Here is a 22,226-nt window from a genome sequence, read left to right on the forward strand (position 1 = left end):
TGCAGGGGGGACCCTGTGGGAGAGTAGGACGCCGCCGAACAATCATTGCTGAAAAGCCCCTGGTCCACTCGGATCAGGGGCTTTTCGCATTTCCGGTGACGTATCGTCAGGGCATGGACGATCAGACAGCGGTCATTGCGAACAACGTGCTCCGCCCCGAGGAGCGCGACGGCGCCCTGCGTGTCCTGGCGGAGGCCCAGGCGGTGGACGGCCGGGTCGCCGTGTCCGAGCAGGGCCGGCTCCGGCTGCGGTCCGCCGAGACTCCCCGTCCGGGCGTGACCCACCTCGTCGAGACCGAGACTCCGACCCAGCAAGAGACCGAGCCGGCACCCGAGCCCGCGGCCGTCGTCGGCTACGGCCAGCTCGAGGTCCCGCAGGGCGAGGCCGTCGACCCGAGCGCCAACCCGGCCGCCGAGCTGCTGGTCGACCCGGCCGCCCGCGGCCGCGGCCTGGCCCGCCCGCTGGTGGACGCCGTCCTGGCGGAGGCGCACCGCGCCGGGCACGACGCCGTGGACTTCTGGGTGCACGGCGGGCACCCGGCGGCCCGGCACCTGGCGGAGGCGTACGGTGCGGAGCTGGTCCGCGAGCTGCGGCAGATGCGCCGCACCGGTCGGCAGACCGAGGAGGTGTCCGTCCCCGAGGGCGTCGAGCTCCGTACCTTCCGCCCGGGGGAGGACGACGCCGAGTGGCTGCGGCTGAACGCGCTGGCCTTCGCCCACCACCCGGAGCAGGGCGCCTGGACGGAGCAGGACCTGGCGGAGCGGATCGCCGAGCCGTGGTTCGATCCGGCCGGCTTCTTCCTCGCCACCCGCGGCGGCCGGGTGGTCGGTTTCCACTGGACGAAGGTGCACCCGGCCACCGCGACCGAGCCGGAGCTCGGCGAGGTGTACGTGGTCGGGGTGGACCCGGCGGAGCAGGGCAGTGGCCTCGGGCGCGCGCTGACTGCGGCGGGTCTGCGTCACCTGACCGGCTCGGGCCCGGGCGAGCGCGGACTGGGTACGGTCCTGCTCTACGTCGACGCCGACAACCCGGCCGCCGTGCGGGTGTACGAGCGACTGGGGTTCACCGTTCACGAGGTGGACCTCATGTACCGGGCCCGGTACCAGGGGGACCGGTCGGTCTGACCGCCCCGCACCGCGCTCCGCCGCTCCTTCCGAGGGGGCGGGGTCGGCCCGGAGCTGTCGCGGGCGGGTGCGGGGCCGCCGACGGCCCTTGCCCCGACCGCGTCAGCTTTCCTCCTGGCCATGCGGTGTTTACCGTGGATTCAATTGCTGCCGCGAAGATCACAGGATGAAGTCCGTAGTGTCTCGCTCGTGCAGAGTCGACCGCCACGCACCGGCCGGTCCTGTACGGACCGCGCCCGGAGGTTGGGCGCTGCTCCCGGGATCGTCCCGGGGCGAGGGCGACGGCCCGCAGAGCCATTCGCGCCCGGACGCCGTCCTTCTGCTGGAGGAGCTGGAGCCCATGAGCATCCCCCGCCCCGTCTCTGCCCCGCTGTCGCCGACGGCCCGGATGTCCAGTGCGCTGGGTGTCCCGCCGGAGCTGCCGGCGGCGGACGAGCAGGAGCTCGAAGCGTTGCCGCAGGGCCGCTTCCTGGACCGTGAACGCAGTTGGCTGGCGTTCAACGAGCGGGTCCTGGAGCTTGCCGAGGATCCGGGGATACCGCTGTTGGAGCGGGCCAAGTTCCTGGCGATCTTCGCCAGCAACCTGGACGAGTTCTTCATGGTCCGGGTGGCCGGCCTCAAGCGCCGGATCGCCACGGGCGTCGCCCAGCGCAGCGCGTCCGGTCTGCAGCCCCGCGAGGTGCTGGACCTGATCTGGACCCGCTCGCGGGAGCTGATGGCCCGGCACGCCGCGGCCTTCCAGCAGGAGGTGCTGCCGGACCTCGCCGCCGAGGGCATCGAGGTGGTCCGCTGGCCGGAGCTGGCCGAGAAGGAGCAGGCCCGGCTGCACACGCTGTTCCGGCAGAAGATCTTCCCGGTGCTGACCCCGCTGGCGGTCGACCCGGCGCACCCCTTCCCGTACATATCGGGGCTCTCGCTCAACCTGGCCGTGGTGGTGCGCAACCCGGTCTCCGGTCACAAGCACTTCGCCCGGGTGAAGGTGCCGCAGTCGCTGGCCCGGTTCCTGGAGGCCTCGCCCCAGCGGTACGTCCCGCTGGAGGACGTGATGGGCGCGCACCTGGAGGAGCTCTTCCCGGGGATGGAGGTGCTGGCCCACCACGCCTTCCGCGTCACTCGCAACGAGGACCTGGAGGTGGAGGAGGACGACACCGAGAACATCCTCAAGGCCCTGGAGAAGGAGCTGATGCGGCGGCGCTTCGGCCCGCCGGTCCGGCTGGAGGTCGAGGAGTCGATCGACCCCTACATCCTGGACCTGCTGGTGCGGGAGCTGAACATCACCGAGGCGGAGGTCTTCCCGCTGCCCGGGCCGCTGGACCTGACCGGGCTGTTCGGGATCGCCGAGCTGGACCGTCCGGAGCTGAAGTACCCGAAGTACGTGGCGGGCACGGCCCGCGGGCTGACCGACGTCGAGTCGGCGTCCCAGCCGGACATCTTCGCCGCGATGCGCGAGCGCGACGTCCTGCTGCACCACCCGTACGACACCTTCTCCACCTCGGTGCAGGCCTTCCTGGAGCAGGCCGCCGCCGACCCGGACGTGCTGGCGATCAAGCAGACCCTGTACCGGACCTCCGGCGACTCGCCGATCGTGGACGCGCTGATCGACGCGGCCGAGTCCGGCAAGCAGGTGCTGGTCCTGGTCGAGATCAAGGCGCGCTTCGACGAGCAGGCCAACATCAAGTGGGCCCGCAAGCTGGAGGAGTCCGGCTGTCACGTGGTCTACGGCCTGGTCGGGCTGAAGACGCACTGCAAGCTGTCGCTGGTGGTCCGCCAGGAGGGCGACACCCTGCGCCGCTACTCGCACGTGGGCACCGGCAACTACCACCCGAAGACCGCCCGGCTGTACGAGGACATCGGTCTGCTGACCTCCGACCCGCAGGTCGGCGCCGACCTGTCGGACCTCTTCAACCGGCTCTCCGGCTACTCGCGCCGCGAGTCCTACCGCCGGCTGCTGACCGCCCCGCGCGGCCTGCGGGACGGGCTGGTGTCGCGGATCAACAACGAGGTCGCCCACCACCGGGCGGGCCGTCCGGCCTTCGTGAAGCTCAAGCTCAACTCGATCGTCGACGAGGCCGTGATCGACGCGCTGTACCGGGCCTCGCAGGCCGGGGTCCCGGTGGACGTCTGGGTGCGCGGCATCTGCGCGATCCGCCCGGGCGTGCCGGGGCTGAGCGAGAACATCCGGGTCCGCAGCATCCTGGGCCGCTTCCTGGAGCACTCCCGGATCTTCGTGTTCGGCAACAACGGCGATCCGGAGGTCTGGATCGGCAGCGCCGACATGATGCACCGCAACCTGGACCGCCGGATCGAGGCGCTGCTGCGGATCACCGATCCCGCGCACCGCGCCGAGCTGTCCGGACTGATCGACCTCGGGATGTCGGACGAAACCGAGTCCTGGCACCTGGGAACGGACGGCACCTGGACTCGGCACTCGCAGGACGCCGAGGGCCGGTCGCTGCGGCACGTCCAGGACCTCCTGATCGACTCGCGCCAGCGCCGCCGGGCCGCCACCTCGCGCTGACGCGTCCACTGATGCGAAGCCGTCGGAGCGGCGGGCCTTCGAAACCCTCGAAGGCAGCCACTCCGGCGGTCGGCCGCCAGCTCCGGGGAACCGCCCCGGGGGAACGGGGATTCACCACGCCATGACCGATGCGCCGATGACGGCCCAGGCGGCTTCCACCGCGACCGCCGGGGACATCCTTTCCCGCCACCTGACCGCCCAGGCCGGCGCCTTCCTGCGCGCCCTGCCGCTGGCGGTGGGCGAGGCCGGCGCAAGACCCGGGACGGCCGCGGCCGTCCCGACGGCGGGCACCGCGGACCTGCTGCGGGCCGTCCGGCGGGTCGGCGGGCTGCTGCACACCTTCGGCTCGCTGTTCGAGCAGGCCTGGGCGCAGGAGTCGCGCACCGAGCTGCGCTGGCTGCTCAACCTGCTGGCGCTCGAACCGGGGTACGTCCGCCGGTCGGCCCGGCTGCTGGGCGCGCTGGACTCGCTGAGCGGCAGCGACCCGGAGGGGACGGGCATGCTGGCGGGCCACGCGGGCGCGCCCAAGGCGCGGGCCCTGCTGGACCGGCAGCTGACCCTGGCCAGGACCCGGGCGCACTCCACCGTGCTCCAGGAGCTCCGGTCGGCCCGGCTGCACGCCCTGGCGGACCGGATGACGCTGCTGGTGGGCGAGGCGCCGCTGCTGGAGTCGGCGGGCGGTCGGGCGTCGACGGTGCTGCTGCCGCAGGCGGCGGCCGCGTTCGCCGCGCTGTCCGCGACCGCCCAGCAGCTGCCGCTGCACCGTGCCGCGACGCCGTACGGCGGGGACGGGATGCGCCGGCTGGGCGCGGTCCCGGCGGCCCGGGGCGCGGTGGACGCGGACGCGGCGCTGGCGGCCGACGACGCGCCGTGGGCCCGGCTGCGGATCCTGGTGAAGCGCGGCCGGTACGCGCTGGAGGTGTGCGGCCGCTCGTCCTCCGAGCTGGACGAGCTGGACGCGGTGCTGGCCCGGCAGCAGGAGGCGGCGGACGCGGCGGTCACCGCCGCCACCGCGGCGCGCACGCCGCGGATCACCCCGGCGACCGCGTACGTGCTGGGCGTGGTGCACGCCGACCAGCGGCTGGAGGTGGAGTCGGCGCGGTACCTCGTCGGCCGTCGGTGGCCCGAGCTGCCGCCCGGCCCGGACGGCTGGCTGGAGCTCCCGCCCGAGGGCTGGGGCCACGTCGCGGCACCGGGGACGGTCTGAGGTGGGCGGGCGTCCGGGGGCCGGGCGTCCGTCGGGGGGCACGACCGGGACGGAGCACGGCCAGGTGGTCCTGGCGGCCGGCGCGGTGCTCTGGCTGCCGGGCCGGCCGAAGAAGAGTGGCCGGCTGGGGCGGCCGCGGATCGCGGTGATCCACCGGCCCAAGTACGACGACTGGAGCCTGCCGAAGGGCAAGCTCGATCCCGGCGAGGGCATGGTCGAGGCGGCGCTGCGCGAGGTCTGGGAGGAGACCGGGTTCCGCTGCCTGCTCGGCCCGGAGCTGCCCGCGCAGCACTACCGGGTGCAGGGCCGGCCGAAGGAGGTCCGGTACTGGGCCGCGGTGCCGTCCAGCGGCGCCTTCCGGCCGAACCGGGAGGTGGACCGCTTGGAGTGGCTGCCGGCCGGGAAGGCACGCGCCCGGCTCACGTACGACCACGACCGGTTGCTGATCGACGCGCTGCTGGCGATCCTGGGGGCGAAGCCGGTCAGGACCGCCGCCGAGCCGGTGAAGGACAGGTGGGAGTGATCTCCCCGCGCTCTCGCCGTGACGCAACCGTTACTACCTGGCGTAGTTTCCTGTCATCCTTTCGAGGTTCACTCGCCGTTCACTTGTGACCGGCTGTCGTGTCACTTCTCCGGCTTAACTTCGGGATCACCGGAGGGCCGAACGGGCCCCGGACCACAGCAGAACCCGCACTGCGCCGTATGCCTACGGACCCGCGGAACGGGTGCTGCCTCAGAAAGGGACACCCCTGTGAAGCTCCAGCGGAACGGCCGCTCCAAGGCCCTCGCCATCGGTGCCGTGGCGCTCGTCAGCTCGCTGTCGCTCGCCGCGTGCGGCTCGGACAACAACAACGGCAACACGACCGCGTCCGGCTCCAGCGGTTCCGCCTCGGCCGCTCCCGCGATCAACTGTGGCAAGTCCGGTTCGCTGATCGCCGCCGGTTCGACCGCCCAGGGCACGGCGATCGACGTCTGGAAGACCAACTTCAGCGGCGCCTGCTCCGGCACCACCATCAACTACCAGGGTGTCGGCTCGGGCGCGGGCATCCAGCAGTTCAACCAGGGCAAGGTCCAGTTCGCCGGTTCCGACTCGGCCCTGAAGCCGGCCGAGGTCGACGCCTCCAAGGCGGTCTGCACCGGTGGCCAGGCCATCGACCTGCCGATGGCCGGCGGTCTGATCTCGCTGGTCTTCAACGTCGAGGGTGTCGACAGCCTGGTCCTGGACGCCCCGACCGCGGCCAAGATCTTCGACTCGCAGATCACCAAGTGGAACGACCCGGCCATCGCCGCCCTGAACCCGGGCGCCAAGCTGCCGGACGCGGACATCCAGTCCTTCCACCGCTCGGACGACTCCGGCACCACCGACAACCTGACCAAGTACTTCGCGGCCGCCGCCAACGGCGCCTGGACGTACCCGTCCAGCAAGACCTGGGCGGCCAAGGGCGGCCAGTCCGCCACCGGCAGCGCCGGTGTCGCGGCCCAGGTGAAGCAGGTCAAGAACTCGATCAGCTACGTCGAGCTGGCCTTCGCCCAGACCAACAACCTGAAGAGCGCCGCCATCAACACCGGCGCCTCCAAGCCGGTCGAGGCCACCGCCGCCAACGCCGCCACCACCTTCGCCAAGGCCGCGATCTCCGGCACCGGCAGCGACCTGGCGCTGAAGCTCGACTACGCGACCAAGGACGAGGGCGCCTACCCGCTGGTCCTGGTCACCTACGAGATCGTCTGCGACAAGGGCAACAAGGCGGAGACGCTGGACACCCTGAAGGCGTTCCTGGGCTACACCATCAGCGACGCGGGCCAGAAGGCCGCCGGCGACAAGGGCTACGTCCCGCTCCCGAAGGAGCTGACCGACAAGGTCAACGCCGTCATCCCGACCCTGGCCTGACCCGACAGGACGACCGGTGGGACGGCCCCGTGAGCGAGGGGGCCGGGGCCGTCCCACCGGAACGCACCACACCCAGCACCACGTCCGGGGCACCGCCGCCATGGTGCCGTCCCCCTTCCGGGGCGGCGCCACCAGACCGGAGTAGACCAATGACTTCATCCTCCCCTGCCGCCCCGCAAGGCAGGGAACGCCGAACGCGTGACAGCCGGGTCGGCGACAAGATCTTCATGAACCTCGCCCGGGGATCGGGCATCCTGCTGCTGGTCATCATGGCCGCCATCGCCGGCTTCCTGGCCTGGCGCTCCGGCCTGGCCCTCAGCAACAACCAGGGCAACTTCCTGACCACCTTCGAGTGGGCGCCGGACGCTCCGAAGCCGGTCTTCGGCATCCCGGTGCTGGTCGTCGGCACCATCGTGAGCGCCGTCATCGCGATGGCGATCGCCGTCCCGGTGGCCATCGGGATCGCGCTGTTCATCTCGCACTACGCGCCGCGCCGGATCGCCCAGCCGTTCGCCTACCTGGTCGACCTGCTCGCCGCCGTCCCCAGCATCGTCTACGGTCTGTGGGGCGCGCTCTTCCTGGTCCCGCACATGGACGGTCTGACCAGCTGGCTCAACGAGTACCTGGGCTGGACGTACATCTTCGACCAGACCAAGAGCGGCACCCCGCGCAACCTGTTCACCGTCGGCATCCTGCTGGCGATCATGGTCCTGCCGATCATCACCGCGGTCACCCGCGAGGTGTTCCGCCAGGTGCCGCGGATGCACGAGGAGGCGGCGCTCGCGCTCGGCGCGACCCGCTGGGAGATGATCCGCACCGCGGTGCTGCCCTTCGGCCGCCCCGGCATCATCTCGGCCTCGATGCTCGGCCTCGGCCGCGCGCTCGGCGAGACCATCGCGGTCGCGGTGGTGCTCTCCTCCAGCAACGTCCTGTCGCTGCACATCCTGGACGCGGGCGGCGGCACCTTCGCGCAGAACATCGCGCTGAAGTTCGCCGAGGCCGGCGACAGCGGCCGCAACGCGCTGATGGCCTCCGGCCTCGTCCTGTTCGTCATCACCCTGCTGGTGAACGGTGCCGCGCGACTGATCATCGCCCGCCGCAAGGAGTACTCGGGGGCCAACGCATGACCGTCACCGCCGTCGTCGAGGACTCGCGTCCGGTCGGTCGTTCGCTGACCGCCAACCGTCTTCCCAAGTGGGCCCCGGCCGCCGTCGCCGTCGGCTCGATCGCCCTCGGCTGCGGGATCGGCGCCGCCGCCGGCCTCGCCAGCCACCTGCAGTGGGGCCTGCTCTCGGCCGCGCTGTTCCTCCTGATCAGCTACGGCCTCTCGGCCCGGGTCGAGGGCCGCCGGCAGGCCAAGGACCGGTTCGCCACCTCGGTGGTCTGGGTCGCCTTCATCCTGGCCGTCGTCCCGCTGGTCGCCCTGACGGTCTACACCGTCCAGCAGGGCATGGACGTGGTCAACGGGAACTTCCTGAGCCACTCGATGAAGGGCGTGCTCCAGTCCGGCCCCGGCGGTGGCATCTACCACGCGCTGATCGGCACGCTGGAGCAGGTCGGCCTGGCCACCGCGATCGCCGCCCCGATCGGTCTGCTGACCGCCGTCTACCTGGTCGAGTACGGCCGCGGCAAGCTCGCCAAGGCGGTCACCTTCTTCGTCGACGTCATGACGGGCATCCCGTCGATCGTCGCCGGTCTGTTCATCCTCTCGGTCTGGAACCTCGCCCTGGGCTTCGGCTACTCCGGCTTCTCGGGCAGCCTCGCGCTGGCGATCCTGATGATGCCGGTCGTGGTCCGGTCCACCGAGGAGATGCTGAAGCTCGTCCCGAACGAGCTGCGCGAGGCCTCCTACGCGCTCGGCGTGCCGAAGTGGAAGACCATCCTGCGGATCGTCCTCCCCACCGCCATCGGCGGCATCACCACCGGTGTGATGCTCGCGGTCGCCCGCATCACGGGCGAGACCGCCCCGGTGATGATGCTGGTGTTCGGCGCCGACTACATCAACAACAACCCGTTCGACGGACCGCAGCAGTCGCTTCCGATGTACATCTGGACGCAGTACTCGCAGGTCAACAACGACTTCGGCTACGCCCGTGCCTGGGGCGCGGCGCTGGTGCTGATCGCCTTCGTGATGGGGCTCAACCTCGTCGCGCGGGGCATCGCCCGCTGGCGCTCGCCCAAGAGCGGGCACTGACCGACCGACTGACGTACGAGACAGACGAGAGAAGCAACGATCATGGCCAAGCGCATCGACGTCAGCGGACTGTCGGCCTTCTACGGCACCACCAAGGCCATCGAGGACATCTCGATGAGCATCGAGCCCCGCTCGGTGACCGCCTTCATCGGCCCCTCCGGCTGCGGCAAGTCCACCTTCCTGCGGACCCTGAACCGCATGCACGAGGTGATCCCCAACGCCCGGGTCGAGGGCAAGGTCCTCCTGGACGACGAGAACCTGTACGCCGCCAACGTCGACCCGGTCGCGGTGCGCCGCTCGATCGGGATGGTCTTCCAGCGGCCGAACCCGTTCCCGACCATGTCGATCTACGACAACGTGATCGCCGGCCTCCGGCTCGCGGGCGTCAAGAAGAAGTCCGTCCTGGACGACGTGGTGGAGCGCTCGCTGAAGGGCGCCAACCTCTGGAACGAGGTCCACACCCGGCTGAACAAGCCCGGTGCCGGCCTCTCCGGCGGCCAGCAGCAGCGTCTGTGCATCGCCCGCGCCATCGCGGTCGAGCCGGAGGTGCTGCTGATGGACGAGCCGTGCTCCGCGCTCGACCCGATCTCCACCCTCGCCATCGAGGATCTGATCGGCGAGCTGAAGTCGCAGTTCACCATCGTCATCGTGACCCACAACATGCAGCAGGCGGCCCGCGTCAGCGACCGCACCGCCTTCTTCAACCTGGCCGGGGTGGGTCAGCCGGGCAAGCTGATCGAGCTGGACGACACCCAGCGGATCTTCTCCAACCCGTCGGTCCAGGCGACCGAGGACTACATCTCCGGCCGCTTCGGCTAGACCGGCCCCGGTCCGGCCGGACCGGTCCCCGTCACCCGTCGCACCGCGGCGGGTGACGGCACGCGAGCTGTCCCGTGGTGCTGCATGGCGGTGCCGCCGCGGGACATGAAGAAGGGCCCGCCCCCGAGATGTGGGGGCGGGCCCTGTCAGTTACTCGCCCGGCTCGCCGCCGGGGCGCTCGGACCCGGTGCCGACGGTCGGCGCTCCGGCGCTCGTCCCTCGCTTGTCGCTTCTCCCTTTCGGCACCGGCGCGCCCTTCGGCTCGGGGCGGTGTTCGCCCGCTCGCAGTTGTCCGCCCGCTCGCCGCCGGGGCGGATCAGGCAGGTGCCGGGCCGGGGATCAGCCCCAGAACAGGTGGACGAACCAGTACACCAGCGCTGCGACGATGGCGGCCGCCGGCATCGTGATGAACCAGCCGAGCACGATGTTCTTGGCGACGCCCCAGCGCACCGCGCGGATCCGCTTGGTGGACCCCGCGCCCATGATCGCCGCGGTGATCACGTGGGTGGTGGAGATCGGCGCCTTGAAGACGAACGACGTGATGTACATGACCGCCGAGGCGGTGGCCTCGGCCGCGAAGCCCTGCGGCGGGTCCAGCTCGATGATCTTGCGGCCGAGCGTCCGCATGATCCGCCAGCCGCCCGCGTAGGTGCCCAGCGAGAGCATCGTCGCGCAGGAGATCTTGACCCAGACCGGGATGTCGCCGGTGGTCTGGTGGCCGGAGATGGTGAGCGCCATCACCACGATGCCCATGGTCTTCTGGGCGTCCTGCAGACCGTGCGCCAGGGCCATCGCGGCCGCCGAGGCGGTCTGGGCGACCCGGAAGTTGCGCTTGGCCCGGTGCGGGTTGGCCCGGCGGAAGATCCACAGGATCGCCAGCATCACCAGGAAGCCGCCGATCAGGCCGACCACCGGGGAGAGCACCATCGGGATGACGATCTTGTCGATCACCCCGCTCCAGATCACGTCGATCCCGCCGGCCAGCGCCGCGCCCACCATGCCGCCGAACAGCGCGTGCGAGGAGGAGGACGGCAGGCCGAAGTACCAGGTGACGAGGTTCCAGGCGATCGCTCCGACCAGGGCGGCGAACAGGATCGCCATCCCCTGGTTGCCGGTCGGGGTCTCGATGATCCCCTTCGAGACGGTGTGCGCCACGCCGCTGCCCAGGAAGGCGCCGGCCAGGTTCATCACCGCGGCCATCGCGAGCGCGGCCCTGGGGGTGAGCGCCCGGGTGGAGACCGAGGTGGCGATCGCGTTCGCCGAGTCGTGGAAGCCGTTGGTGTAGGTGAAGAAGAACGCAACGCCGATGACGGCGATGAGTGCAGCCGTGTCCACGGGGGTCAGGACTCCTTGACGGCGATGGTCTCCACCGTGTTGGCGACGTGCTCGAAAGCGTCCGCCGCCTCCTCAAGGACGTCCACGACCTGCTTGAGCTTGAGCACCTCGATGGCGTCGTACTGACCGGAGAACAGGTGGGCGAGCAGCTTGCGGTGGATCTGGTCGGCCTGGTTCTCCAGCCGGTTGACCTCGATCCAGTACTCGGTGAGGTTCGACATGCTCCGCAGGTTCGGCATCGCCTCGGCGGTCAGCTCGGCGGCCCGTGCCAGCACCTCGATCTGCTGCTCGATCCCCTTCGGCAGGGTCTGGATGTCATAGAGGACGACCAGGTCGACCGCCTCCTCCATGAAGTCCATGATGTCGTCCAGCGACGAGGCGAGGCTGTAGATGTCCTCGCGGTCGAAGGGCGTGATGAAGGACGAGTTCAGCTGGTGGAACACGGCATGGGTGGTGTCGTCCCCGGCGTGCTCGGCGGCGCGCATGCGCTCGACGATCTCCGCACGGGCCGAGACGTCTGATCCCAGCAGCTCCAGGAGGAGTTTCGATCCGACGACGAGGTTGTCCGCCGCGGCGGCGAACATCTCGTAGAAGCTCGTCTCCTTCGGGGTCAGGCTAAAACGCACGGAAATCTCCGATGTGCGGGGTAGGGACTGAACGATGCTAGGTGCAACCAAGCGCAATCACGCAAACGGGGGCCCGGGGAGGGAGCCGGAGCCTCCTCTTCCGTTCAGCTGCCGAACCGGTCGGCCCGGCCCGTACCGCCACGCGCGGACCGAGCCCCCAGTCTGACGGAACCTCGCCCGGATTGTCCCCGTCGTGCGTGCGGAGGCCCGGGGCGCCGCTCAGACGGCTCAATCGCCGCCGAGCCCGCCCACGCGGTGCGGCACATGCCGCCTCGGCCGTCGGAACACCACGCGGGGCGACGGTGTTGGACACTGGTGGCCGACGCAGCCACCAGGCACTCCAGACGAAGGCGGGGCCGATGACCACGACTCAAGCGCGCACCGAGGCGGATCACGCGCACGGGGCCGACCCCCAGGCCGCACCGGCGGCCGCCGGGCACCAGGGCGGGCACGGCCCGCACGGGTACAGCGCGCAGAAGGACGCCCACCTGAAGCGGCTGCGCCGGATCGAGGGCCAGATCCGCGGCCTCCAGCGCATGGTCGACGAGGACGTCTACTGCATCGACGTGCTCACCCAGGTCTCGGCCAGCACCAAGGCGCTGCAGTCCTTCGCGCTCTCCCTGCTGGAGGAGCACCTGCGGCACTGCGTCGCCGCGGCCGCCGAGGAGGGCGGCGCCGAGCTGGACGCCAAGGTGGCGGAGGCCACCGCCGCGATCAGCCGCCTGCTGCGCAGCTGAGCCCCCCGGCTCCGGGCGGCCTGGGCCGGGCCGCTCTCTCAGGACCGGTCGACGCCCTGGTCCCCGGCCTCCCGCTCGGCCGGCCCGGGATCGGCCGGTCCCGGACCTGTCGGCCCCGGATCGGCCCGGTCGAGCAGCACCTCGTCGATCCGTTCGGTCGGCAGCCGGTCGCCGGAGCTGGCCGTCGCGGCGATCATCAGCTCGCCGGCCAGATCGATCTCGTCGAGGGCCGCGTCGTCGTGGCCGCCGCTGCGGCCGCCCGTGGACGACACCACCTGCACCACCCCTTCAGTGCCTCGCCAGCCCGGGCGGCAGCCACCCGGCGTCCAGCCTAGGCACTCCGGGGCCCGTCCACATGGCACGGACGGGCCATCTCGGCGCCGCCGAAACGGGTGGCCGTCGCTCCCCGGACGGCCACCCGCCCCGGCGGGGCCCCGTCTCGCCCCGGCGCCGGAGCGCTGCCAAGGCGGCCTACTTGGGGCTCTCGGTGGGCTTCATCTGGTAGATGTCCGAGGCCGCCGGCTCGGCCGCCTCGACCGGCTTGCCGAAGTCCGCCAGCGAGGTCGTCGAGGTCACCTTCACCTGGTCCTTGGCCTCCTTCGAGCCGGCCACCCCGGCGAAGGTGAACACCTCGACCACCTTGTGCAGCCGGCCCTGGTCGTCCAGCCAGGCGTCGTACGGGACCTCCTTGACGGTGAAGGTCTGCCCGCCCATCCGCAGGCCATCCCCGCCCCGGCCGCCCGTCGCGTCCGCCGCCTTGGCCAGGTCCAGGGTGCCGCGGTAGTGGTGCAGCGCGACCCCGTCGACGGTCTCGGTGCCGACCGCCTCCGCCTTCTGCGCCCCGCGCAGCGCACCCGCCGCCGAGGCCGGATCGGTCGCGCCGCTGCTGACCAGGTTGCCGTCCGGCAGCTGACGCACGTCCAGCTTGACCCACTTGCCCTCGGGCACCTTGGCGCCGCTGTTCTGCAGGTAGACGGTGCCCGGCAGGACCACCTCGACGATCTTCCCGGTGGTCGCCGCGCCCGGCGGCACCTGGACCTCCAGGCGGCCGATCCGCTTCACGTAGTCGTAGCCGCCGGTGCCGCTGAAGGAGGCCTTCTTATCGGCCGACTCGGTGACCAGCTCGGTGGCGGTATGCGCCGAGCCCGTGCGGCCGGTGATGTCGGCGGCGTTGCGGACGGCCGTCAGCGGGTCCGCGGCGAGCTGGTCGGGGGCGTTCGACTGCCGGTCGGAGGAGCCGCTGCCGGAGCCGCCCGAGCAGCCGGCTGCCCCCGTCGCCAGCGCGGCGGCGAGCAGGGCGGCCCCGGCCGCCGAGCGCAGGTGCGGAACCGGACGGCGCGCCGGCCGTCCGGTGCGCTGCTGGTCGGTCATCTTCATCCTCGCGCCAACCCCCTCGGGCCCGACTGCCCCGCCGGCCACCACCGGGTGGGCAGAGCTCTTTCCGGGCAAACGAGTTGGACGGCGAAGGGTTACGGGTGTCCGCCGTCCGGAGGCCGTCGCGCTTCGGGCGTCCGGCGCGTTACGGTGAACCACGTGCACAGTGAGCTGCCGGCCGCGCCCGGCACCCGGATGCCAGAGCACCGTCTCGCGATCAGCGAGCGCGGTTCCTTCGCCTTCGCGACCTGCAGCTGCGGCTGGTACGCCCCGGCCCGCCGCTCCCGCGACCTGGCCCGCCGTGAGGGGAACGACCACCTCGTCGCGAGCGGTGTCGAACCGGACTGACCGTGCCTGCGCTTGTGCCTGTGCCTGTACGCGGTACCACCGCGCGGGGGCCGGGTCAGGCCGCGAGGTCGGACTCCGGAGGCTGCTCCTCGGCCCGCACCGCCGCGCGCCCGCGCCGGCGGCCCCGCGGGCCGGCCGTGCCACGGACCGCGCCGCCCTGCTCCCGCGCCCGGATCAGCGGGGCGACCGGCGTCCGGCTCAGCGCGTGGCAGAACGGGACCAGCACCGCCATCGCGATCGGCGCCAGCAGCAGCACCACGGCGACGGCCAGCGCGAAGCCGCCGATCACGTCGGTCGGGTAGTGGACGCCCATGAACATCCGGCAGAAGCCCTGCAGCAGGGCCAGCCCGCCGGCGATCCAGCCGAGCTTCCGGTTCACCAGGAAGAGCGCCACCGCGACGCCCATCGTCATGGTCGAGTGGTCGCTGACGAAGGAGTGCGTGCCGGCCTTGCCGTCCACCAGCACCAGCAGTCCGGGATGGTCCACGAAGGGGCGCGGGCGGTTCACGATCGCGGCGATCGGCAGGTTGGCCAGCTCGGCGACCGCGACCGACAGCGGCACCCAGAGCAGCCCGGCGACCGCGACCGGCGCGTCCGGGCGGCGTCTGGCCTGCAGCCAGGCCACCAGGCCGAGCATGCCCAGGCCGATCAGGATGCCGTACTCGCCGATCCACGAGACCAGGTGGTCCAGCCACTGCGGGGAGCGCTTGGCCAGGCCGTTGACGGCGTAGAGCAGGCCGAGGTCGGGGTTGGTCGTGTCGGCAAGCGGCGTCGACACGCCGCACCTCCTTCTGGTCCGCTGCACCTGATCGTCGTGGCCGGAGCCCGCCCGGTGCGGGAAACTGACGAGGGGCCACCGGAGGAAACGTCATTTCCGGGATACAGCGTTCCACGGAAACGCGCGGTTATCGAAACTTGACTCAGCGTCCACAGGGCGCACACAGGTCCCATGGGCCCCGGCCGTACCCCGGTCGTACCCCCGCTTATCGGGCCGCCGTCGCGGGAGTCGGCCCGGCCGGTGCGGGCGGTGCCGCCACGGCCGGTGCCGCCGCCGGCGGGGTCGTCGGGGTCGTCGAACCGGGCCGGCTCGGGGCGTTGACCGCGCCGTCGTTGTTCCGGCTCGGCAGCGCCTGGGCACCGTCCGAGGTGACCCGGGTCGCGCCGATGTACTCCTTGGTGTCGATCTTGTCGTAGCGGATCACCGCGCCGGTGTGCGGCGCGTTGATCATGTACCCGCCGCCGACGTAGATCCCGACGTGGTGGATGCTCCGCGGATCGCTCAGGTCCGTCGCCCAGAACACCAGGTCACCGGGCCGGAGCTGATCGCGCGAGGGGTGCGGGCCGGCGTACCACTGGTCGTTCGCCACCCGGGGCAGGGTGATCCCCACACTGGCGTACGCGGCCTGGGTCAGGCCCGAACAGTCGAACCGCCCGTTCTGCGAGGGCAGGCCCTCACCGCCCCACAGGTACGGGGTGCCGAGCTTGGTCTGCGCGAAGTAGATCGCCGCCGCCGACTGCGCGGACACCTCCAGCGGCGCCGTCGGCGCGGTGAAGCTCCGGGCCATCGCCTGGATGCTCCGCACGTAGCCCTGGGTCTCCTTGTACGGCGGGATGCCCCGGTTGCTCGTCACCGCGTACGGGCCGGCGTTGTAGGCGGCCAGCATGTTGGCCTGCGGGTCGCCCGGGACCTTCGAGACGTCCTTGGCGAGCGCGCAGTCGTAGACCGCCGCCGAGGCGATCGCGTCGTACGGGTCCCAGACGTCCTTCCGGCCGTCACCGTTCGCGTCCGTCCCGTACGTCGCCCAGGTACCCGGCATGAACTGCGCCATTCCCTGCGCACCCACCCCGGACCGGGCCTTGGGGTCGAATCCGCTTTCCTGGTACAGCTGCGCCGCGAGCATCGGCGGAGAGATCTCGGGGCACAGCGTGCCCCACTTCTGGACCGCCTCCTGGTAGGCCGCGGGGACCGTTCCGGGCGAGAGGGAGGAACGATTCGCCGACTGCTGCGGCGTCCCGCTCGCCGCATAAGTCCCCATCGTCACCAGCCCGATGAACCCGAACGCAACAACTCCCGCAGCGACGGCGGCCGTACCGGCCTTCCGGAGTACCATCAGCACCATCCCGACGATTCGTCAGTCGAAGTGTCCCGGAAGGCGTTGCTCACCGCAATCATCAGAGATACAAGGAGTGAGCGCTATCCTTCGTACGGTGGACATCCTCGCGTACGTGTCCGATGCCTCACGACCAATCCGCGAGAAGTAGCCAAGTCGACATCAGATCTGGCCAAGAATAGGCACCGACCCTTCGCGCGGGCGGGGTCCGGGCCCTTGAATTTGCCTGATCGGGCGGTGAGATGGAAATGAACCTGAGCAGCGTGCACACCTATGCGGTCGGCCACCTGGCCGAGGACCCTCCGAAGAAGCCGAATATCGACACCATCATCGGCGGGATCGCCCCGGACTGGGGCCCGTTCGCGAGCCTCGGGTCGGAGGCCCGGGTGATGGTCGAGGTCGTCATGGCCGTCGCCATCCTCGTCTGCCTCGGCATCGCCGTCTGGGGCGCCGCCAAACAGCGGATCGGTGCGACCGCGATGCGGGACAGCTTCGGAGCCGAACAGGGCAAGGGACTGATCGTCGCCGGGCTGACCGGCGTGTTCATCATCGGATCACTCGGCACTCTGTTCACCATTGTCTACGGCATGGCGATCTGACGATCGGACAGCAGCAGTCCGGTTCGTCCGAGGCCGGGTCCCCCGTCCGGACCCCCTCCAGCGGCCGGCCCGCCAGCAGTTCACCCCCGTACCCACCCTCCGTCCGCGCCCGCCCCCGGGTGGAGGGCCCCCGGAGCCGCCCCCGGCTCCCCGCACCAGGAGGGCCGCCGTGCCGTTGTCCGACGACCAGCCGCACACCCGTACGCGGCTACCGGTCGGCGAACAGCCCTCCCCGCAGCCGAGCCTCCGTCAGTCACGCCCGCTGCGGACCCTGCTGACCGTCCTCGTGGTGGTCACCCTGCTCGTCGTCGCCATCGCCATCGCCAACCGCGGCAAGCCCGCCACGGGCACCGGCACCGGCGGGTCCGCCGACCGCGCCGCCCCCAGCGCGGCCTCCGGCGCCGGCCCAGGGCCCAGCGGCGACCAGCCCGTCGGCACCGCCGTCAACGGCATCGCCGCCGGCTTCCCCCACACCGACCAGGGCGCCCAGTCCGCCGCCGCCAACTACGCGGTGGCGATCGGCTCCGCGGACATGTTCCGCACCGACAGCCGCCACACCATCGTCGCCACCATCGCCGACCCCGGCGCGGCGGCCACCCTGCAGAGCCGGCTGGACCAGGGCTTCGGCGGCGACACCGTCACCCGCTACGGTCTCGACGCCCAGGGCCGCGCGCCGAAGGGCCTCACCTTCGTCAGCCGCACCGTGCCGGTCGGCACCAAGTCGACGGGCTACACCGAAACCGACGCCAAGGTCGAGGTGTGGTGCACCGGCCTCACCGGCCTCGCCGGTGAACGCTCCGTCCAGCCGGTGACCACGAACTGGTTCACCCTCACACTCTCGCTGCACTGGACGGGCGGCGACTGGAAGCTCGCAGACTTCACGCGGAAGTCCGGCCCAGCGCCGATGCCGGGTGACCAGCAGGCGGCCACAGCGGATGAGATGGTCGGAGCAGCAGAGCAGTTCGGAGGGTTCCGCTATGCGCGTTGACGGTGCGGTCGGGAGACGGCTTCCTCGATTCGGCCGGGTCGTCACGGCCTTCGCCCTCGTCCAGGCCACCGTCATCGGCATGGCGGCCCGGGCCTTCGCTGATCCGAGCCCGAGCCCTTCGGCCAGCAACAACTGCGACGTCCTGCCGTTGCCCGGCAGCGACGTCTACTGCGCGTCCAAGCCCGGGGGGTCGGTTCCCGGTGGCAGCACCGTCGGCAACGTGACCGATCCGCTCGGGTCGTTGGCGAAGAGTTGTGCGCAGGCGGCGGCGTGGGTGGTGCGGAACCTGTCGGGGGCGATCGACGGGACGACGCAGGTGGACTTCACCAATGCGTCGTTCCTGCAGCAGTACGCCGTGGTGTTCGCGGTGTCGACGGTGATCACGCTGGTGCTGTGGCTGCTGGCGGTGACGAAGCGGGCGGTGCGGGGGGCGCCGTTGACGTCGGCGTTCTCGGAGGCGATCGGCTTCCTGTGGCTGACGGTGGTGGCGTCGGCGTTCACGCCGTTGATCCTGTACACCGTGGTGAGCGTGACGGACGGGCTGACGAAGGCGATCGCGGTCGGGACGAAGACGGACACCGGGTCGTACCTGGGCGGCTTCGCGGACACCCTGGAGAAGGGGAACGTCGGCGGCGGTCCGCTGATCCTGGTGCTGGTGTCGCTGGTCGCGGTGCTGGCGGCGGCGGTGCTCTGGATCGAGCTGCTGATCCGGGCGGCGATGCTGTACGTGGGCGCGCTGCTGGGGACGGCGGTGTACGCGGGGCTGGTCGACAAGCAGCTGTGGAAGCACGTGCGCCGGTGGGCGGGGGTGATGCTGGCGGTGGACCTGGCGAAGCCGATCATCGTGGTCATCCTGGGCCTGGCGGGTGCGGTGGCGAGCGGGGCCGGGGCGAGCGACGACTTCGCCCGGGTGCTGTCGGGGCTGGCGATCCTGTTCCTGTCGATCTTCGCGAGCGCCGCGATCTACCGCTTCGTGCCGGGCTTCGGCGACGAGATCCTGAACATGCGCCAGGCCCGGGCGAACGCGGTGCAGGCGGGTTCGGCGATGATCAACGGCACGGCGAACCTGATGAAGCAGGGCATCAGCACCCACGGCGACCGCGGTGCGCCGGGCGGCGGCGGGGGTGGCGGTGGTGCGGGCGGCGGTTCGGTCGCGCCGGGCATCGCCGCGCACGCCGGCCGGACGCCGGCTCCGCCGCCGCAGGCCGGGCCGCCGCAGGCGACCCCGGTTCCGATCCGCGACAGCAATCCAGCGAAGGGAGGGTGACGGGTAAGTGAGCAGTGAACCGCTCGGCCAGTACGGTGCCCAGTACGCCCAGCCGTACGTGCACCATCGCCGCACCTACCTGATCGGCAAGGCCCGCCCGAACGCGCCGATCGGCCGGAACCGGGAGTCCGGCGAGATCGTGCTGATCATCTTCGGGGCGTTCCTCGGGATGCTCTGGGGTCTGCTGATGCCGATCCTGCCGCTGCGGATCGGCGGTCTGGTCGGTCTGCCGGCGCTCGCCATCGCCGCGGTGTACGTGCCGTACCGCAAGCGGACGTTCTACAAGTGGGTGGAGATCAACCGCACCTACCGCCGGACGGTCCGCAGCGGGCGGGCGGTGTGGCGTTCGGACGTGATGGACGCGGGCACCCGGCTGGACGGCCGGGAGGTGGAGGTCGGTCCGCCGCCCGGGGTGGGGCGGCTGCGCTGGCTGACCGCGCCGTTCGGGCCGGACGAGGTCGGGGTGCTGATGCACCTGGAGCGGCGGACGGTGACGGCCGCGATCGAGATCGAGGGCCCGGGTGTCGGGCTGCGCGACTCGGAGGACCAGGAGGCGCTGGTCGACCGGTTCGGGACGCTGCTGAAGCACGTCGCCAACGGGGACGGCTTCGTCACCCGGCTGCAGATCCTGGCCCGGACCCTGCCGGCCGACCCGGACGCGCACGCCAAGGACGTGGAGCGCCGCGGCGACCGCGACGCGCCGCGCTGGCTGCAGGACTCGTACGACCAGCTGCAGTCGATGGTGTCGACCTCCTCCGAGCAGCACCGGGCCTACCTGGTGGCCTGCATGCACTACACCCGCGACCTGGCCGCCGAGGCGCACGCGATGGGCCGCACGGCCACCGGCCGGCGGGCCAGGGACGACGAGGGGCTGGCGGCCGTGATGGCGCGCGAGCTGACCGACATCTGCGCCCGGCTGGCCGAGGCGGACATCCGGGTGCGCCAGCCGCTGGGCCAGGCCCGGCTCTCCTCGCTGCTGCACTCGATGTACGACCCGGACCACCCGATCGACCACATCCAGGCGATGTCCCGGCGCAACGCCTGGCCGGCCGAGCTGGACGCGACCCAGACGCAGTACTTGCAGGCGAAGACCCGGGAGTCGGCGACCCGGGAGCCGTGGTGCCACGCCACCGCGTGGATCAAGGAGTGGCCGCTCACCCCGGTGGGGGTCAACTTCCTGGCGCCGCTGCTGGTGCACACCCCGGACGTGATCCGGACGGTCGCGGTGACGATGGACCTGGAGCCCACCGACGTCGCGATCGAGCGGATGCTGACCGAGAAGACCAACGACGAGGCGGAGGCCAGCCGCGCCGCCAAGATGAACCGGACGGTCGACCCGCGCGACCTGGCCCACACCGGCCGGGTGGACCAGCGCGGTGACGACCTGGCCTCCGGCGCGGCCGGGGTGAACCTGGTCGGCTACATCACGGTCTCCGCGCGCAACCCCGACGCCCTGGCCCGCGACAAGCGGACCATCCGGGCCTCGGCCGGCAAGAGCTACCTCAAGCTGGAGTGGTGCGACCGCGAGCACCACCGCGCCTTCGTCAACACCCTTCCGTTCGCCACCGGCATCCGCCGCTGAGCGACGCGCGCGATCCGGGCGACCCGCCCGACCCGCCAGACCCGCGCGACCCGCCCGTACTCCCCGTCCACCGCTGACCCGTCAGGAGGCCACCCATGGCGCTCGGCAACCTCACCGACGCCTTCACCAGCCTGATGTTCGGGAAGGTGGAGACCACCCGCCTGCCGGTGCGCACGTCCACCGGCCAGGCGCAGGCCGTCTACCTGCCCACCGCCGCGCCGGGGCTGGGCGACTCGGGCGTGATCATCGGCCGCGAGGTCTACAGCGGCAAGGGGTACGTGTACGACCCCTTCCAGCTGTACGGGCAGCAGCTGCCCGCCCCGCACTGGCTGGTGCTCGGCGAGTCCGGCAACGGCAAGTCGGCGCTGGAGAAGACGTACGTGCTGCGGCAGCTGAGGTTCCGCGACCGCCAGGTCGTGGTGCTCGACGCGCAGGGCGAGGACGGCGTCGGCGAGTGGAACCTGATCGCCAACGCGCTGGGCATAAAGTCGATCCGGCTGGACCCGATGGCCGCCCGGGACGGCGGGGTGAAGCTCAACCCGCTGGACCCGGCGATCACCCAGACCGGTCAGCTGTCGCTGCTGCGCACCATCATCGAGGTGGCGATGGGGCGCGGCCTGGAGGAACGGGCCGGCTTCGCGCTGAAGGCCGCGCACGCCCACGTGGTGGCCTCGGTGACGGACCGCCAGCCGGTGCTGGACGACATCATCGACACCCTGCGCAACCCCGAGCTGTCCTCGGTGGAGTCGCTGGGCGTGGCGGTGGACGAGGTGCAGTCCTGGGGCCTGGACGTGGCGCTGGTGCTGGACCGGCTGGTCGACGGTGACCTGCGCGGCATGTTCGACGGGTCGACCACCGACGGCATCGACCTGGACGCGCCGCTGATCGTCTTCGACCTCTCGCACATCGACCGCAACTCGATCGCGATGCCGATCCTGATGGCGATCGTCGGGGTGTGGCTGGAGCACACCTGGATCAGGCCGGACCGGAAGAAGCGCATCTTCCTGGTCGAGGAGGCCTGGCACATCATCAACAGCCCTTTCGTGGCCCAGCTGTTCCAGCGGCTGCTGAAGTTCGGCCGCCGGCTCGGGCTGTCCTTCGTCGCGGTGGTCCACCACCTGTCGGACGTGGTGGACGGCGCGGCGGCCAAGGAGGCGTCGGCGATCCTGAAGATGGCCTCCACACGGACGATCTACATGCAGAAGGCGGAGGAGGCGCGGGCCACCGGCCGGGTGCTGGGCCTGCCGCGGTGGGCGGTGGAGATCATCCCCACACTTTCGCCGGGCATCGCGGTCTGGGACGTCAACGGCAACGTCCAGGTGGTCAAGCACATCATCACCGAGGCCGAGCGGCCGCTGGTCTACACCGACCGCGCGATGACCGAGGACGCGGTGGCGGAACGGGTACGCGCGGAACGGCAGTTGGCCTCGGAGCCGGGGGTCTGAGCCGCGCCGGTCCGGGGGTCGGGCCCCGTCGGGAACGAGGGCTCCGGGGGCGGTGCCGGGGCGG

The 22,226-nt window shown here is 71.5% G+C and carries 21 protein-coding genes; 15 read left to right on the forward strand and 6 right to left on the reverse strand.

The features are described from left to right. The first annotated feature begins 113 nt into the window (after positions 1-113). From mshD to pstB, 8 genes are all read left to right on the forward strand, one after another. The gene (mshD, locus tag IE332_RS35445) at positions 114-1,124 is read left to right on the forward strand and encodes a mycothiol synthase (protein ID WP_189924765.1); all 1,011 of its coding nucleotides are present in this window, start codon (positions 114-116) and stop codon (positions 1,122-1,124) included. A 388-nt stretch (positions 1,125-1,512) separates the two neighbouring features. Then, positions 1,513-3,642, forward strand: a complete 2,130-nt coding sequence (locus tag IE332_RS35450; protein ID WP_373313935.1) for an RNA degradosome polyphosphate kinase — start codon at positions 1,513-1,515, stop codon at positions 3,640-3,642. 121 nt (positions 3,643-3,763) lie between these two features. Next, positions 3,764-4,849, forward strand: coding sequence for a CHAD domain-containing protein (locus IE332_RS35455; RefSeq protein ID WP_229929170.1), 1,086 nt, complete (start codon positions 3,764-3,766; stop codon positions 4,847-4,849). 64 nt (positions 4,850-4,913) lie between these two features. Beyond that, complete coding sequence (locus IE332_RS35460; RefSeq protein WP_189924767.1) at positions 4,914-5,372, forward strand: NUDIX hydrolase; 459 nt, start codon at positions 4,914-4,916, stop codon at positions 5,370-5,372. 228 nt (positions 5,373-5,600) lie between these two features. Beyond that, positions 5,601-6,737, forward strand: a complete 1,137-nt coding sequence (pstS, locus tag IE332_RS35465; RefSeq protein WP_189924769.1) for a phosphate ABC transporter substrate-binding protein PstS — start codon at positions 5,601-5,603, stop codon at positions 6,735-6,737. Positions 6,738-6,886: 149 nt separating this feature from the next. Next, positions 6,887-7,864: a phosphate ABC transporter permease subunit PstC gene (pstC, locus tag IE332_RS35470; protein ID WP_189924771.1), complete on the forward strand. Its 978-nt coding sequence runs from the start codon at positions 6,887-6,889 to the stop codon at positions 7,862-7,864. Continuing rightward, positions 7,861-8,931: a phosphate ABC transporter permease PstA gene (gene pstA / locus IE332_RS35475; protein ID WP_189924773.1), complete on the forward strand. Its 1,071-nt coding sequence runs from the start codon at positions 7,861-7,863 to the stop codon at positions 8,929-8,931. Before pstC ends, pstA begins: the two co-directional genes overlap by 4 nt. Positions 8,932-8,973: 42 nt before the next feature. Then, entirely contained in the window at positions 8,974-9,750 is a 777-nt protein-coding gene (gene pstB, locus IE332_RS35480; protein ID WP_189924775.1) for a phosphate ABC transporter ATP-binding protein PstB, read from the forward strand. A gap of 339 nt (positions 9,751-10,089) precedes the next feature. Here the strand turns inward: pstB and IE332_RS35485 are convergent, their stop codons facing one another. Together IE332_RS35485 and IE332_RS35490 are read right to left on the reverse strand one after the other, a co-directional pair. Beyond that, a complete protein-coding gene (locus IE332_RS35485; protein WP_189924777.1) occupies positions 10,090-11,085 on the reverse strand; it encodes an inorganic phosphate transporter in 996 nt (331 codons plus the stop codon). Positions 11,086-11,090: 5 nt separating this feature from the next. Then, positions 11,091-11,711 (reverse strand): DUF47 domain-containing protein, encoded by a 621-nt coding sequence (locus IE332_RS35490; RefSeq protein WP_189924779.1) that lies wholly within the window; start codon positions 11,709-11,711, stop codon positions 11,091-11,093. 359 nt (positions 11,712-12,070) lie between these two features. On the opposite strand from IE332_RS35490, the gene IE332_RS35495 reads away from it, so the two are divergent. Then, complete coding sequence (locus tag IE332_RS35495) at positions 12,071-12,448, forward strand: metal-sensitive transcriptional regulator (protein WP_189924782.1); 378 nt, start codon at positions 12,071-12,073, stop codon at positions 12,446-12,448. Positions 12,449-12,486: 38 nt separating this feature from the next. Here IE332_RS35495 and IE332_RS35500 read toward each other — a convergent pair whose 3' ends face one another. Continuing rightward, positions 12,487-12,723, reverse strand: coding sequence for a hypothetical protein (locus IE332_RS35500; RefSeq protein ID WP_189924909.1), 237 nt, complete (start codon positions 12,721-12,723; stop codon positions 12,487-12,489). A gap of 196 nt (positions 12,724-12,919) precedes the next feature. After that, complete coding sequence (locus IE332_RS35505; RefSeq protein ID WP_189924784.1) at positions 12,920-13,819, reverse strand: SCO4651 family lipoprotein; 900 nt, start codon at positions 13,817-13,819, stop codon at positions 12,920-12,922. A gap of 162 nt (positions 13,820-13,981) precedes the next feature. On the opposite strand from IE332_RS35505, the gene IE332_RS35510 reads away from it, so the two are divergent. Continuing rightward, positions 13,982-14,170, forward strand: coding sequence for a hypothetical protein (locus IE332_RS35510; protein WP_189924911.1), 189 nt, complete (start codon positions 13,982-13,984; stop codon positions 14,168-14,170). Between the two features lie 55 nt (positions 14,171-14,225). Here IE332_RS35510 and IE332_RS35515 read toward each other — a convergent pair whose 3' ends face one another. Together IE332_RS35515 and IE332_RS35520 are read right to left on the reverse strand one after the other, a co-directional pair. Continuing rightward, a complete protein-coding gene (locus IE332_RS35515; protein ID WP_189924786.1) occupies positions 14,226-14,948 on the reverse strand; it encodes a phosphatase PAP2 family protein in 723 nt (240 codons plus the stop codon). 205 nt (positions 14,949-15,153) lie between these two features. Beyond that, positions 15,154-16,281, reverse strand: a complete 1,128-nt coding sequence (locus IE332_RS35520; protein ID WP_189924788.1) for a C40 family peptidase — start codon at positions 16,279-16,281, stop codon at positions 15,154-15,156. 248 nt (positions 16,282-16,529) lie between these two features. On the opposite strand from IE332_RS35520, the gene IE332_RS35525 reads away from it, so the two are divergent. The 5 genes from IE332_RS35525 (at position 16,530) to IE332_RS35545 (ending at position 22,162) form a co-directional block, all read left to right on the forward strand. After that, positions 16,530-16,880: a DUF8827 family protein gene (locus tag IE332_RS35525; protein ID WP_229929171.1), complete on the forward strand. Its 351-nt coding sequence runs from the start codon at positions 16,530-16,532 to the stop codon at positions 16,878-16,880. 169 nt (positions 16,881-17,049) lie between these two features. Continuing rightward, complete coding sequence (locus IE332_RS35530) at positions 17,050-17,868, forward strand: DUF8175 domain-containg protein (RefSeq protein WP_229929172.1); 819 nt, start codon at positions 17,050-17,052, stop codon at positions 17,866-17,868. Further along, positions 17,858-19,135 (forward strand): hypothetical protein, encoded by a 1,278-nt coding sequence (locus IE332_RS35535; RefSeq protein WP_189924791.1) that lies wholly within the window; start codon positions 17,858-17,860, stop codon positions 19,133-19,135. Before IE332_RS35530 ends, IE332_RS35535 begins: the two co-directional genes overlap by 11 nt. 7 nt (positions 19,136-19,142) lie before the next feature. Continuing rightward, a complete protein-coding gene (locus tag IE332_RS35540; protein ID WP_229929173.1) occupies positions 19,143-20,717 on the forward strand; it encodes an SCO6880 family protein in 1,575 nt (524 codons plus the stop codon). 95 nt (positions 20,718-20,812) lie between these two features. After that, entirely contained in the window at positions 20,813-22,162 is a 1,350-nt protein-coding gene (locus IE332_RS35545) for an ATP-binding protein (protein WP_189924793.1), read from the forward strand. The last annotated feature ends 64 nt before the right edge of the window (positions 22,163-22,226 follow it).

The organism is Kitasatospora xanthocidica, assembly GCF_014656195.1.
Lineage (GTDB): Bacteria > Actinomycetota > Actinomycetes > Streptomycetales > Streptomycetaceae > Kitasatospora > Kitasatospora xanthocidica.

Coding starts and splice junctions, on each gene's coding strand:
- mshD (WP_189924765.1), top strand. CDS start 114: ATGGACGATCAGACAGCGGTCATTGCGAACAACGTGCTCCGCCCCGAG.
- IE332_RS35450 (WP_373313935.1), top strand. CDS start 1,513: ATGTCCAGTGCGCTGGGTGTCCCGCCGGAGCTGCCGGCGGCGGACGAG.
- IE332_RS35455 (WP_229929170.1), top strand. CDS start 3,764: ATGACCGATGCGCCGATGACGGCCCAGGCGGCTTCCACCGCGACCGCC.
- pstC (WP_189924771.1), top strand. CDS start 6,887: ATGACTTCATCCTCCCCTGCCGCCCCGCAAGGCAGGGAACGCCGAACG.
- pstA (WP_189924773.1), top strand. CDS start 7,861: ATGACCGTCACCGCCGTCGTCGAGGACTCGCGTCCGGTCGGTCGTTCG.
- pstB (WP_189924775.1), top strand. CDS start 8,974: ATGGCCAAGCGCATCGACGTCAGCGGACTGTCGGCCTTCTACGGCACC.
- IE332_RS35495 (WP_189924782.1), top strand. CDS start 12,071: ATGACCACGACTCAAGCGCGCACCGAGGCGGATCACGCGCACGGGGCC.
- IE332_RS35505 (WP_189924784.1), bottom strand. CDS start 13,819: ATGACCGACCAGCAGCGCACCGGACGGCCGGCGCGCCGTCCGGTTCCG.
- IE332_RS35520 (WP_189924788.1), bottom strand. CDS start 16,281: ATGGTACTCCGGAAGGCCGGTACGGCCGCCGTCGCTGCGGGAGTTGTT.
- IE332_RS35525 (WP_229929171.1), top strand. CDS start 16,530: ATGAACCTGAGCAGCGTGCACACCTATGCGGTCGGCCACCTGGCCGAG.
- IE332_RS35535 (WP_189924791.1), top strand. CDS start 17,858: ATGCGCGTTGACGGTGCGGTCGGGAGACGGCTTCCTCGATTCGGCCGG.
- IE332_RS35545 (WP_189924793.1), top strand. CDS start 20,813: ATGGCGCTCGGCAACCTCACCGACGCCTTCACCAGCCTGATGTTCGGG.